This is a genomic window from Paraburkholderia tagetis (assembly GCF_022213065.1).
Lineage (GTDB): Bacteria > Pseudomonadota > Gammaproteobacteria > Burkholderiales > Burkholderiaceae > Paraburkholderia > Paraburkholderia tagetis.
The window spans coordinates 1-12,910 of record NZ_JAKLJA010000063.1 but is presented as its reverse complement, the minus strand read 5'-3'; the positions used below and the strand labels follow the sequence as shown (position 1 = coordinate 12,910).

General features: G+C 65.2%; 12 protein-coding genes. 3 read left to right on the top strand and 9 right to left on the bottom strand.

The features are described from left to right. Positions 1–3: 3 nt before the first annotated feature. From trpE to rpe, 3 genes are all read right to left on the bottom strand, one after another. Positions 4–1,512: an anthranilate synthase component I gene (gene trpE / locus L5014_RS35355; RefSeq protein ID WP_238468526.1), complete on the bottom strand. Its 1,509-nt coding sequence runs from the start codon at positions 1,510–1,512 to the stop codon at positions 4–6. A 551-nt stretch (positions 1,513–2,063) separates the two neighbouring features. After that, complete coding sequence (locus L5014_RS35350; protein ID WP_238468525.1) at positions 2,064–2,789, bottom strand: phosphoglycolate phosphatase; 726 nt, start codon at positions 2,787–2,789, stop codon at positions 2,064–2,066. Then, on the bottom strand, positions 2,786–3,487 hold the full coding sequence (gene rpe, locus L5014_RS35345) for a ribulose-phosphate 3-epimerase (RefSeq protein ID WP_238468524.1): 702 nt from the start codon (positions 3,485–3,487) through the stop codon (positions 2,786–2,788). The genes L5014_RS35350 and rpe overlap by 4 nt, the downstream gene beginning before the upstream one ends. 419 nt (positions 3,488–3,906) lie before the next feature. Here rpe and apaG point away from each other — a divergent pair, with 419 nt between their 5' ends. After that, positions 3,907–4,281 (top strand): Co2+/Mg2+ efflux protein ApaG, encoded by a 375-nt coding sequence (apaG, locus tag L5014_RS35340; RefSeq protein ID WP_238468523.1) that lies wholly within the window; start codon positions 3,907–3,909, stop codon positions 4,279–4,281. Positions 4,282–4,315: 34 nt separating this feature from the next. Here the strand turns inward: apaG and L5014_RS35335 are convergent, their stop codons facing one another. After that, positions 4,316–4,453: a hypothetical protein gene (locus L5014_RS35335; RefSeq protein WP_238468522.1), complete on the bottom strand. Its 138-nt coding sequence runs from the start codon at positions 4,451–4,453 to the stop codon at positions 4,316–4,318. Positions 4,454–4,691: 238 nt separating this feature from the next. Between L5014_RS35335 and mltA the strand changes: the two genes are divergently transcribed. Then, the gene (gene mltA / locus L5014_RS35330) at positions 4,692–5,843 is read left to right on the top strand and encodes a murein transglycosylase A (protein WP_420800195.1); all 1,152 of its coding nucleotides are present in this window, start codon (positions 4,692–4,694) and stop codon (positions 5,841–5,843) included. Positions 5,844–6,026: 183 nt separating this feature from the next. On the opposite strand, the gene paaK is transcribed toward mltA, so the two are convergent. The 5 genes from paaK to paaN form a co-directional block, all read right to left on the bottom strand. Then, positions 6,027–7,325, bottom strand: coding sequence for a phenylacetate--CoA ligase PaaK (paaK, locus tag L5014_RS35325; protein ID WP_238468520.1), 1,299 nt, complete (start codon positions 7,323–7,325; stop codon positions 6,027–6,029). Between the two features lie 60 nt (positions 7,326–7,385). After that, complete coding sequence (paaI, locus tag L5014_RS35320) at positions 7,386–7,847, bottom strand: hydroxyphenylacetyl-CoA thioesterase PaaI (protein WP_238468519.1); 462 nt, start codon at positions 7,845–7,847, stop codon at positions 7,386–7,388. 13 nt (positions 7,848–7,860) lie between these two features. Further along, positions 7,861–8,652, bottom strand: coding sequence for a 2-(1,2-epoxy-1,2-dihydrophenyl)acetyl-CoA isomerase PaaG (gene paaG, locus L5014_RS35315; protein WP_238468518.1), 792 nt, complete (start codon positions 8,650–8,652; stop codon positions 7,861–7,863). A 127-nt stretch (positions 8,653–8,779) separates the two neighbouring features. Next, positions 8,780–9,982: a 3-oxoadipyl-CoA thiolase gene (gene pcaF, locus L5014_RS35310; protein ID WP_238468517.1), complete on the bottom strand. Its 1,203-nt coding sequence runs from the start codon at positions 9,980–9,982 to the stop codon at positions 8,780–8,782. A gap of 97 nt (positions 9,983–10,079) precedes the next feature. Beyond that, positions 10,080–11,780 (bottom strand): phenylacetic acid degradation protein PaaN, encoded by a 1,701-nt coding sequence (paaN, locus tag L5014_RS35305; RefSeq protein WP_238468516.1) that lies wholly within the window; start codon positions 11,778–11,780, stop codon positions 10,080–10,082. Between the two features lie 137 nt (positions 11,781–11,917). Between paaN and L5014_RS35300 the strand changes: the two genes are divergently transcribed. Beyond that, entirely contained in the window at positions 11,918–12,694 is a 777-nt protein-coding gene (locus L5014_RS35300) for an enoyl-CoA hydratase (protein WP_238468515.1), read from the top strand. Positions 12,695–12,910: the final 216 nt, after the last annotated feature.

Genomic DNA, 12,910 nt, shown 5'->3' with positions numbered 1-12,910 from the left:
CGCTCAGAAGTCGCTGTCGAGGCCGTCCTGCACCTGCTCGGCGGCGCGCAGCACGGCGCGCGCCTTGTTTTCGGTTTCTTGCCATTCGGACTCGGGCACCGAATCGGCGACCACGCCCGCCGCGGCCTGCACGTACAGATTGCCGTTGTGGATGAGGCCCGTGCGGATCGCAATCGCGAGATCCATCTCGCCGTTGAACGAGAGATAGCCGACCGCGCCGCCGTAGAGGCCGCGCTTCACGGGTTCGAGCTCGTCGATGAGTTCCATCGCGCGCACCTTGGGCGCGCCCGAGAGCGTGCCGGCCGGGAAGGTCGCGCGCAGCACGTCGTAGTTGGTCATGCCGGGCTTGAGCCTGCCTTCCACGGAACTGACGATGTGCTGCACGTGCGAGTACTTTTCGATGACCATCTGGTCGGTCACGGCCACCGAGCCGATCTCGGCGATGCGGCCCACGTCGTTGCGCGCGAGGTCGATCAGCATCACGTGCTCGGCGATTTCCTTCGGGTCGTTGAGCAGCTCGGTCGCGAGCTCGGCATCGCGCTCGGGCGTGTTGCCGCGCGGCCGCGTGCCCGCGAGCGGACGGATCGTCACGATGCGGTCTTCGCCGCGCTGCTCCTGGCGCACCAGGATCTCCGGCGAAGCGCCCACCACGTGGAAGTCGCCGAAGTTGTAGTAGTACATGTACGGCGACGGATTCAGCGAACGCAGCGCGCGATAGAGCGAGAGCGGATTGTCGCGATACGGCTTGCTGATGCGCTGGCCGACCTGCACCTGCATCAACTCGCCCGCGGCGATGTATTCCTTCGCCTTGCGCACGGCGGCGAGGTAGTCGTCCTTCTTGAACTCGCGATAGGTCTCGGTGCGCACGCTCGCGGAGGTCACGGGCGGCTGCACCGTCGTGCGCAGCCGCTGCTTGAGTTCGCGCAGGCGGTGCTTGGCCTTCGTGTACGCCTCGGGCGTTTGCGGATCGGCGTAGACGATCAGGTAGAGCTTGCCCGCGAGATTGTCGATGACGGCGACTTCCTCGGTCAGCAGCAACTGGATGTCGGGCAGTCCGAGGTCATCGGGCGGGCAGGTATCGGCGAGCTTCTTCTCGATGTAGCGCACCGCGTCGTAGCCGAAGTAGCCCGCGAGGCCGCCGCAGAAGCGCGGCAGGCCGGGACGCTGCGCGACCTTGAAGCGTGCCTGGTATTGCGCGATGAATTCGAGCGGATCGCCGTCGTGCGTCTCCGTCACCAGGCCGTCGCGCACGACTTCCGAGACGCCATTACGCCGGGCGTCGAAACGCGTGCGGATCAGCGAACGCGCGGGCAGGCCGATGAACGAGTAGCGCCCGAAGCGCTCGCCGCCCACCACGGACTCCAGCAGGAACGAGTTGGCGCCGCCGCGCTCGGGCTGCGCGAGCTTCAGATACAGCGAGAGCGGCGTTTCGAGATCGGCGAGCGCTTCGGCGATCAGCGGGATGCGGTTGTAGCCCTCGTTGGCGAGGGACTGGAATTCGAGTTCGGTCATGTTCCGATCCTGTGCGTGCTGCCGGTCGCGACGTCGGGTGCGGGCCCAGTGCGGCTCAAAAAGGGGCGCGGCGTGTGCGCGATGGCGTCTGTTTTGGGTGCTCGATTGCGCTGATGATCGTTCGTGGCTCGCTTGTTGTCCAAGCCTGTTGCTCAACCTGCCAGGCATCGCGAGACGCTTGCCAGGCCGGTTGCGGCATCGCGGCGACGGGTGCGAGGCGTAGGCGTTAGCGTGCCCTGGCAGATGGGCCCCGTCGAGACAAGTCGGACGACTCGGGACGACGAAACCACACGCAAGGACAGCCAAAGACCACGACCGGACCAGCCGACGGGTTACCGCAACAGTTTAGAGAATCGAGACACGCGCGAGTGCGCAGCGAAGTAAAAAACGGAGCTGAAGAAACGCTTGCGTGCGACTGCAACGCAACTTCAGCGAACCTCGGGAGAGGTCAGCGCGACCAGCGACGCCAGGGCCAGGCTCCCCGGTCGATGCAGATCAGACTCCGTTTTTTATTCAGAAACATGAGGATAAGGTGACGTTAAGTACAGGACTCAGGTCAGAAGATTGTGCGCTGCGACCGCCTTGGCGGCGTCGAGCAGCGAGGCAACTATACCATCCGACTCAATTTTTTGTACAGATTGGCCGTGATTGTAGCCATAGGGCACCGTGAGCGTGGCCATGCCCGCCGCGCGGCCTGCGAGCGCATCGTTCTCCGAATCGCCGATGGCCACCGCCGCTTGCGGCGCCACGCCCAGACGCGCGCACGCGGTGAGCATGGGAAGCGGATCGGGCTTCTTCTTCGGCAGGCTGTCGCCGCCCAGCACGACCTCGAAGTATTGCGCGAGGCCGTATTGCTGCAGCAGTTCCACGGCGAAGCGATGCGGCTTGTTGGTTACGCATGCGAGCTTGATGCCCGCGTTGCGCAGCGCGGCGAGACCTGCTTCCACGTCCGGATACAGACGCGTGTGGCGACCGTTGATCTTCGCGTACTCGTCCTGGTAGAGCGCGAGCGCTTCATCGAAGCGCGCTTCCACATGGTCGGCGTGAAAGCGCGGCGTGAGCACGCTGCGGATCAGATGCTCAGAGCCCTTGCCCACGTAGCCCATCACCTCCTCGCGCGAAGTTTCTTCGGCGTCGAGCTGCGCGAGCATGCCGTTCAGGCCCGCGGCGAAGTCGTCGGCGGTGTCGACCATGGTGCCGTCGAGATCGATCAGCGCCGCCTCAATGCGCGGCGCCCTGAACTGGACAGACTGGACGGGCTGGGCGGTCGGGCTCATTGCGCGTTGCCGGCGTTGGCGCTCACGCTCGCGAGCTGCGCGCGCATCTGGTCGATCACAGCCTTGTAGTCTGGCTTGCCGAAGATCGCCGAACCGGCCACGAAGGCGTCCGCGCCTGCGGCCGCGATTTCGGCGATGTTGTCGACCTTCACGCCGCCATCGACTTCCAGATGGATCTCGCGGCCCGTGCGCGCGGTGTAGGCGTCGATCTTCGCACGCGCTTCGCGCAGCTTGTTGAGCGCCTCGGGAATGAACGACTGGCCGCCAAAGCCCGGGTTCACCGACATGATCAGGATGAGGTCGAGCTTGTCCATCACGTGGTCGAGGTAGTTCAGCGGCGTGGCCGGATTGAACACGAGGCCAGCCTTGCAGCCGTGGTCGCGGATCAGCGAGAGCGTGCGGTCGATGTGGTCCGAGCCTTCGGGGTGAAAGCTGATCAGGTTCGCGCCGGCCTTGGCGAAGTCGGGCACGATGCGGTCGACCGGGCGCACCATCAGATGCACGTCGATGGGCACGTTCACGTGCGGGCGGATTGCTTCGCACACGAGCGGGCCGATGGTGAGGTTCGGCACGTAATGGTTGTCCATCACGTCGAAGTGGATCCAGTCGGCGCCGGCTTCTACGACGTTACGGACTTCCTCGCCAAGACGCGCGAAGTCGGCGGAGAGGATGCTGGGGGCGATGCGGAATTGCGTCATGGCGATCGGAAAACTGACGGGAAAACCGTATTTTACCGTCAGGCCGAGCGGCGGCTGGGCGCCGCGCGCGAGTTTCCTGTGGTGCTGGTCGTTTGACCGGGGCGGGGCGTTGGAGCGTCGCGGACCAGTGCGCTTTCTGGTGTGCTTCACGGCGTGTTCTGGCGCGCGCATCTGAACGCTGGCGGCGTGCGGACCGCTACTGCGCCCAGCCTGGTAGTGCGCGCCAGGTCCTGCCCCCGGGCTGCGCCGGGTTGCGGGTGCCGTCCGCATCAAGCAGAATGCACTTCCATGGGCTCCGTATGACGGAGGCCTGCGCCCCGGGCCTTGTGCCGAGGGCGTCAACGATGATGGCCGCGCGCGCGCAGTGCGCGGCCGACGACCGCAATATCGGCCCACGCGGCCCGGCACCTGGAACAAGGATGAGTCAGTACGAATTCAGCGTGACCTCGCAGGTGCGCTACCTGCCCGAAGAATCGGACCCGGAGCGCAGGCAATACGCCTTCGCGTACACGCTGACCATTCGCAACACCGGCCAGGTGAGCACGCAGCTCATCGCGCGGCACTGGGTCATCACCGACAGCGAAGATCACGTGCAGGAAGTGAAGGGGCTTGGCGTCGTCGGGCACCAGCCGCTTCTGAAGCCGGGCGAGCAATTCGAGTACACGAGCTGGGCCGTGATCGCCACGCCCGTGGGCACCATGCGCGGCGACTACTTCTGCGTTGCCGAGGACGGCGAGCGCTTCGAGGCGCCCGTGCCCGAGTTCGTCCTGCGCATGCCGCGCACGCTGCACTGAACATCTTTGAACCGTTACCCGTATTCGGGGTCTGCTAGTCTCGCCGGTCGTGTGGGGCTCGCTTTTTCCTGCCTGACGCGGTCCACACAACGATGAAAATCAACAGGAACAGCGCGAGCAGCGCTTCCAGCCCAAATATGAGCATCGGGTATTCGTCGAGCAGATCTGACATGGTGGCATCCATCGAAAGCAATGATTGCAGGCAGGAGTCTCGGCCCGAACGGGGACCTGGCGTGGCACCCGCGTTGGCACGTACTCCGGTACCTGGTTTGGCACCCGGTTTGGCACCGAGTTTGGTAACTGCAGCGGCGGGCGCGTTGGCGTCAGATTGTGCGCCAGAATCGGTGCACCGTTTTGGCGTGATGCCGGAATTAACGGCCGTACGCGAACGGGCGCGCCGCGTTTTCGCGATGTGCACGAAACGCAGTGTGGCGCAGTTTGGTGGTCGGCATGGTGGCCGACTTTGCGGCTGGCTGGGCGCGCTGTCTTTCGCGGCGCTGCTCGCCGCGTGCGGTGGTCCAAGCTATGTGAGCACCACGGCGCCCAAGGGCACGCCGACGCTGCCCGGGCAGATCGCCGCTGCGCGCCTCACGGCTGTGGCGTGGCAACAGGTGCCGGGGTGGCAGGACGATTCGCTGATCGGCGCCACGGCGGCGCTGCGCCAGAACTGCACGCGCCTCGCGCGTGAGCCGCGCTGGCAGCGCGCCTGCGCGGCGGCCTCGCTACTGGACGATCTCGATGCCGCCGGTGCCCGCACCTTCTTCGAGACGTACTTCACGCCCTATCAGTTCGCCAACAACGACGGCACGCTCGACGGCCTTGTGACCGGCTACTACGAGCCGTTGCTGCACGGTTCGCGCACGCGCCACGGCATCTATCAGACGGCGCTGTATCGCTGGCCCGCCGGCTATCGCGCGGGCTCCGCGCTGCCGGCGCGCGCGCAACTTGAGCGCGCGGGCATCCTGAACGGCAACGAACTGGTCTGGGTCGACGACCCGATCGAAGCGTTCTTCCTGCAGGTGCAAGGGTCGGGGCGCGTCGTCATGGAAGACGGCAGCGTGATGCGCGTGGGCTTCGGCGGCACCAACAATCAGCCGTACAAGTCGATTGGCCGCTGGCTGCTCGATCGCGGCGAGCTCACGCCCGCGCAGGCCACCATGCAAGGCATCAAGGCGTGGGCGCGCGCGAATCCGACGCGCGTCGACGCGCTGCTCGACACCAACCCGCGCTTCGTGTTCTTCCGCGAGATGTCGTCCGCCGAAGGCGCACCGCATGGCGGCGCCGACGGCCCGATTGGCGCGCTGGGCGTGCCGCTCACGCCGGAGCGCTCGATTGCGGTCGATCCGTCGTCGATTCCGCTCGGCACGCCCGTCTTCCTGCAGACCACGCGTCCGCTCACGAACACGCCGCTCAACCGGCTCGTGTTTGCGCAGGACACCGGCACGGCGATCAGGGGCGGCGTGCGCGCCGACTATTTCTGGGGCCTCGGCGACGACGCCGGCGATCTGGCCGGCAAGATGAAGCAGGGCGGCCGCATGTGGCTGCTGTTCCCGAACTCGTAAGCTTTGCGCAAGACGCGAGCATGTGAAAAAGCCGGCGATCTGAATAGACGCCGGCTTTTTTTGTTTTCATGCCGATTGCACGTCGCTTGTGCAATCCGCGTGATCGGCGCAATCAGCGATCGATGCAATCCCATGCGGCGGGTGCGCGCCCTCCTGCGCGGAGTGCGCACACACGGGTTGGCTTTACTTCGGCCGCTTGTCGATCACGCGCCTCGCCTTGCCCACCGAACGCTCGATACCATTCACTTCCAGCACATTCACCTGCGCGGTCACGCCGATCAGCGACTTGATGTCGTACGCGAGCTGCTTGCGCGCGGCGTCGAGCGCGCCATAATCGGGCGCGGTTTCTGGGCACGGCTCGCAGTTGAGTGTCATGACGTCCATCGGACCTTCCTTGGTGAGGATGATCTGATAGTGCGGCGCGAGCGCATGCTGCTTGAGCAGCAGTTCCTCGATCTGCGTGGGGAACACGTTCACGCCGCGGATGATGAGCATATCGTCCGAGCGGCCCGTGATTTTCTCCATGCGGCGCATGGTGCGCGCCGTGCCTGGCAACAGACGCGTGAGGTCGCGCGTGCGATAACGGACAATGGGCAGCGCTTCCTTCGTGAGCGAGGTGAAGACCAGCTCGCCGAACTCGCCGTCGGGCAGCACTTCGCCCGTTTCCGGATTGATGATCTCGGGGTAGAAGTGGTCTTCCCAGATTGTCGGGCCGTCCTTGGTCTCTGCGCACTCGGAGGCCACACCGGGGCCCATCACTTCGGAGAGGCCGTAGATGTCGACAGCCGTGATGCCCATGCGCTGCTCGATGGCCGCGCGCATGTCGTTGGTCCACGGCTCCGCGCCGAAGATGCCGATGCGCAGCGAACACGTGGCCGGATCGATGCCCTGGCGCTCCATTTCGTCGGCGATCGCGAGCATGTAGCTCGGCGTGACCATGATGATGTCGGGGCGGAAGTCCTGGATCAGTTGGACCTGCTTTTCGGTCTGGCCGCCGCCGAACGGGATCACCGTGAGGCCCGCGCGTTCGGCGCCGTAGTGCGCGCCGAGGCCGCCCGTGAAGAGGCCGTAGCCGTAGCTGATGTGCACCTTGTCGCCACGACGCGCGCCTGCCGCGCGCACCGAACGCGCGACCAGATTCGCCCAGGTGTCGATGTCGCGCGCCGTATAGGCCACGACGGTCGGCTTGCCGGTCGTGCCCGACGACGCATGAATGCGCGAGATCTGGTCCTGCGGCACCGCGAACATCCCGAACGGATAGCTGTCACGCAGATCCTTCTTGGTCGTGAACGGGAAACGCGCGAGGTCGGCGAGCGACTTCAGTTCGGACGGGTGCACACCGGCTTCGTCAAACTTCTGGCGGTAGACGGGCGAATTCTCGTACGCGTGATTGAGCGACCATTTCAGCCGTTCGAGCTGAAGCGCCGCGAGTTCGTCGCGGCTGGCCGTTTCAATGGGCTCGAGCGGCAGCGGGGTAGTCATCGATGTCTCCTCAAACTTCACTAATGGAATGCGGGTTGTGCGAATCTGGGGCGCGCCGCGTTACTCCGCGACGGGAATCACGTTGCCGCGAATCTGGGCGGACTTGCCTCTGAACATGGCGACGGTCTCGCCCGCGCGGTTCGTTACGCGGATGTCGTAAATGCCGTTGCGCCCGGAAAGCACTTGCTCGACGGCTTCGGCGGTGAGCAGATCATCGGGCTGAACGGGGCGCAGGAACTCGATCGAGCAACCCGCCGCGACGGTGTTCACGTTGTAGGTGTTGCAGGCGAACGCGAAGGTCGAGTCGGCAAGCGTGAAGATCAGGCCGCCGTGGCAGATCTGGTGGCCGTTGAGGAACTCGGGGCGCACGGCCATGCGCAGGCGCGCGTAGCCTGCGCGCACTTCGAGCAGTTCCATGCCGAGCGCCCGGCTGCAGCCGTCGGCCTCGTACATGGCCTGTGCCGTGGCGCGAGCGAGTTCGTCGGGCGTCATGTCGGCGAGCGCGGCGGTTTGCGTGGACATCGATCCATTCATATCAGCGACCCTCGAAGCGCGGTGCGCGTTTTTCGATGAAGGCTTGCACGCCCTCCGCGTAGTCATGCGATGCGCCTAGCTCGCGCTGCAGGTCGCGCTCGAGATCGAGTTGCTGATCGAGCGTGTTCGTTGCCGAGGCGCGCAACGCTTCGCGCGTGGCGACGATGGCGCGCGTGGGCTGCTTCGCGAGTTGGGCGGCGAGCGCCGTGGCTGTCGTGGCGAGTTCGGCGTCATCCGTCACTTGCCAGACGAGGCCCCAGCTTTCGGCCTTTTCGGCGCCGAGCTTGTCGCCAGTCATGGCGAGGCCGAGCGCGCGCGCCATGCCCACGCGTTTGGGCAGGAACCATGTGCCGCCCGAATCAGGAACAAGGCCGATCTTCACGAACGCCTGAATGAAGCTGGCGGAGCGTGCGGCGAGCACGAGGTCGCAAGCGAAGGCGAGATTCGCGCCGGCGCCGGCCGCGGTGCCGTTGACTGCGGCGATGACCGGCATTGGCAGCGCTTGCAGGCGCTTGATCAGCGGATTGAAATGTTCTTCGACGAGCGCGCCGAGGTCGGTCATCGCGCCGGGCGTGAAATCGAGGTCGGCGAGATCCTGGCCGGCGCAGAAGCCGCGGCCCGCGCCGGTCAGCACGAGCGCGCGCGCGCCGGCTGCGGTGACCTCGTCGAGTGCCGCCGCGAGTTCGCGGTGCATGGCGCGCGTGAAGCTATTGAGCTTGTCCGGGCGGTTCAGCGTGATCGTGGCCACGCGCGTGGATGTGTCGATTTCGACGCGGATCGCATCGTAGGGCATCGGTTGTCTCCTGTCGACCGGAGTGAGTGCCGCAGCATCTACTCCGATCCCATGCAAAGCTCTCTTCTGAGGCGGGATCGCCGTGTGTCTTGCCCGGCGGTTTCCGCGCCGTTCCTTTTCTTGCCGCTCAGATGCGTTCGATCGCCAGTGCAATGCCCTGGCCTACGCCGATGCACATCGTGCAAAGCGCGTAACGCCCCTGGGTGCGCTCCAGTTGATGCAGCGCGGTCGTCACGAGCCGCGCGCCCGAGGCGCCGAGCGGATGGCCCAGCGCGATGGCGCCGCCGTTCGGGTTCACGCGCGAGTCGTCGTCGGCGATGCCGAGCGCGCGCAGCACAGCGAGGCCTTGCGATGCGAACGCTTCGTTGAGTTCGATCACGTCGAACTGGTCGAGCGTCATGCCCAGTTGTTTGAGCAGCTTCTGCACGGCGGGCGCGGGGCCGAAGCCCATGATGCGCGGCGCGACGCCGGCCGTCGCCATGCCGAGCACACGCGCACGGCGGCGCAGACCATATTGGTTCGCGGCTTCTTCGTTCGCGAGCAGCAGGGCGCACGCACCGTCGTTGACGCCCGAGGCGTTGCCGGCCGTGACCGTGCCGTCGGGCTTCACCACGCCCTTGAGCTTGCCGAGCGCTTCGAGTGACGTTTCGCGCGGGTGTTCGTCGAGCGTGACGCGCACCGGATCGCCTTTCTTCTGCGCAATCTCGACCGCGACGATTTCCTGCGCAAGCGTGCCGTCTTTCTGCGCCCGTGCGGCCTTCTGCTGGCTGCGCAGCGCGAACGCGTCCTGATCGGCGCGGCTGATGTTGAACTCGACCGCGACGTTTTCCGCAGTTTCCGGCATCGAATCGATGCCGTATTGCTGCTTCATCAGCTTGTTCACGAAACGCCAGCCGATGGTGGTGTCGTAGATGGCGGCTTCGCGCGAGAAGGCCGATGTGGCCTTGCCCATTACGAACGGCGCGCGCGTCATGCTTTCCACGCCGCCCGCGATCATCAGGCGTGCTTCGCCGGCCTTGATGGCGCGCGCGGCGCTACCGATGGCGTCGAGGCCCGAGCCGCACAGGCGGTTGAGTGTGCCGCCAGGCGCGTCCGTGGGCAGGCCCGCGAGCAGCGCGGCCATGCGTGCGACGTTGCGGTTGTCTTCGCCGGCCTGGTTGGCGCAGCCGTAGAGCACGTCGTCGAGCGCGCTCCAGTCCACGCCTGGGTTGCGCTCGATCAGCGCGCGAATGGGCACGGCGGCAAGGTCGTCGGCGCGCACATCTTTCAGGGCGCCGCCGTAGCGGCCAAACGGGGTGCGAATCGCGTCGCAGATATAGGCTTCGGTCATCTCGGATTCCTGCGGCATGAGCGCGGAATTGCGCTCACGCCGAACATGCTAGAGGGACGGGGAGTGGGACGCTATTCGGCCAAACGGCATAGACCGTTCAGCCGACTGCAACGGGAGCCGCTTTGGGTTCAACATGGACGCGGCTCTGAACCACGCGGAAGCGGTTCGCCACGAACGCGGCGTCGGCCAGTGCGGCGTTCGCAGCCGGGTTTGCGCCGGTGCCGTGGAAGTCCGAAAAGGCCGCGGACTGATTCACGAACACAGCGCCCGTGAGATTGATCGAGAGCGCCACGCCGCCGGTGATCGCGGCTTCGTGGGCGGCTTCGACCACGGCGTCGTCGGTGCTGTAGACCGAGAGCGTGAGCGCACCGTGGTCGCGTGCGGTTGCGCCGGCCAGCTCGAGCGACTGCGCAGTCGAGTCGGTGGCGATTACGAACGAGATCGGGCCGAACCATTCGCGCGTGAACGAGGCAGCGTCGCGCGCGGCGTCGAGCGAGAGCACGAGCGGCGTGCGCACGCGCGCGCCGGCGAATTGCGGGTGTTCGAGCGACTGGCTGTCGGCGAGCACGGTGCCCAGCTTGCGTGCCTCGTCGATACGCGCCGTGACACCTTCGTTCTGGATCGCACCGAGCACTTCCACGGCGCGAGCGGGATCGGCCACGAACTTCTGCACCGCGCCGGCAATCGCTTGCGCGACGGTCTCGAAGCTCACGGGACCTTCGGCGGTCTGGATGCCATTGCGCGGCACGTAGATGTTTTGCGGCGCCGTGCACATCTGGCCCGAATAGAGCGAGAGCGAGAATGCGATGTTGCGCGCGGCGGCCTTCAGGTCGGCCACCGAATCGATCACGATCTGGTTTACGCCGGCCTTCTCGGTGTAGACCTGCGCCTGGTGCGCATGTTGTTCGAGCCAGTCGCCGTTTTGCGTGCTGCCGGTGAAGTCGATGAGCTTGATCTCCGGCCGCAGCGCGAGTTGCTGAACGAGCGCACCGTCGTTGGGATCGGTGGCGAGCAGCGTGACCACGTTCGGATCGAAGCCGGCTTCGCGCAGCACCTCGCGCGAGATGCGCACGGTGACCGCGAGCGGCAGAATCGCGCCCGGGTGCGGCTTGACGATGACCGTGTTGCCCGTGGCCAGATCGGCGAACAGGCCGGGGTATCCGTTCCAGGTCGGGAACGTGCAGCAGCCCAGCACGAGACCGGTGCCGCGCGGCACGACCGTGAAGCGTTTTTGCATGGCGAGCGGCGGATTCTTGCCTTGAGGCTTTTCCCAGTGCGCGTCGGCGGGAATGCGGCGCAGCTGGTCCCAGGCGTAGGTGACGGCTTCGAGCGCGCGGTCTTGAGCATGTGGGCCGCCGGCCTGGAAGGCCATCATGAACGCCTGGCCCGTCGTGTGCATCACGCTAAAAGCGATTTCGAAGCTCGCGCGGTTCAGGCGCTCGAGAATTTCGAGGCTCACGCCCGCCCAAGCTTGCGGGCCGGCCGCGCGCCAGTCGCGCTGCGCTTTTTGAGCGGCTTCGATGAGTTGATCGGGTGTCGACTTCGGATAGCGTGCACCGAGCGCGAAACCGAACGGTGAGGTCTCGCTGCCCACGGTTTCGCCGGTACCCGGCTGGTCGAGCTCGAACGTGCGATTGAGATGAGCCTTGAACGCGGCTTCACCGTCTGCACTGGCAGATTCCCCGTACACTTTGGGGCTCGGCATTTCGGCGAACGGGCTCCAGTAGCCGCGCGTCTCGATGGCGGAAAGCGCTTTTTGCAGCACGGCTTCGTGCTTGGCGAACAACGGATGTGTCATGGCGCGACGTTGATTGAGAGGTTGGAGGAGGCCCGTGTCAATTAATTGACCGACCGGTTGGTTGGTGAATGTTAGCATTAGTCAAACTCCGGCGTGAAAATTTTTTTTGGGACTTTTCTTTAATGGAAGGAGGGCGTATGGGGTACGAAAACATCCTGGTCGAGACGCGTGGCAAAGTCGGCCTGATCACGTTGAACAGGCCGAAGGCGCTCAATGCGCTGAACGATGCGTTGATGGACGAGGTGGGCGCTGCGCTGAAGGCGTTCGACGCCGATGAAGGGATCGGTGCGATCGTCATTACAGGTAGCGAGAAGGCGTTCGCGGCGGGTGCCGACATCGGCATGATGGCGACCTATAGCTTCATGGATGTCTACAAAGGCGACTACATCACGCGCAACTGGGAGACGATCCGCACGATCCGCAAGCCGATCATTGCGGCGGTCGCCGGCTTTGCGCTGGGCGGTGGCTGTGAACTGGCGATGATGTGCGACATCATTTTCGCTGCGGATACCGCAAAGTTTGGACAGCCTGAAATCAAGCTGGGCGTGATTCCTGGCGCGGGCGGTACGCAGCGGTTGCCGCGCGCGGTGTCGAAGGCCAAGGCGATGGATTTGTGTCTGACCGCTCGCATGATGGATGCGGCGGAAGCGGAACGCGCGGGGTTGGTGTCTCGCGTGATTCCCGCGGCCGATCTTCTGAACGAAGCGGTCGCTGCGGCCACGACGATTAGCGAGTACTCATTGCCCGCCGTCATGATGGCCAAGGAGGCGGTGAATCGCGCGTACGAAACCACGCTCGCAGAGGGCGTGCACTTCGAGCGCCGCATGTTCCACTCGCTCTTTGCGACGGAGGATCAGAAGGAAGGGATGGCGGCCTTCGTTGAGAAGCGCAAGCCCGTGTTCAAGAACAAATAAGTCGCGACACCGTGGACGCCGCCGGCTGCGAATTGGCGGCAGTTGCTGGCAGTGGATGGGTTTTTCATTCACCTCTTGCGTGGCGGTCGCGGGCGCGCTAACATTCGCCCCCTTCGCTTCATGCATTGCCTGACGCGAAGGCCGCCGCGAGAAACGGCGGTTGCGTGAGTCGACAGTTTTTAAGCGGTGACGTTAAAAAAAGATGTTGACGAAACG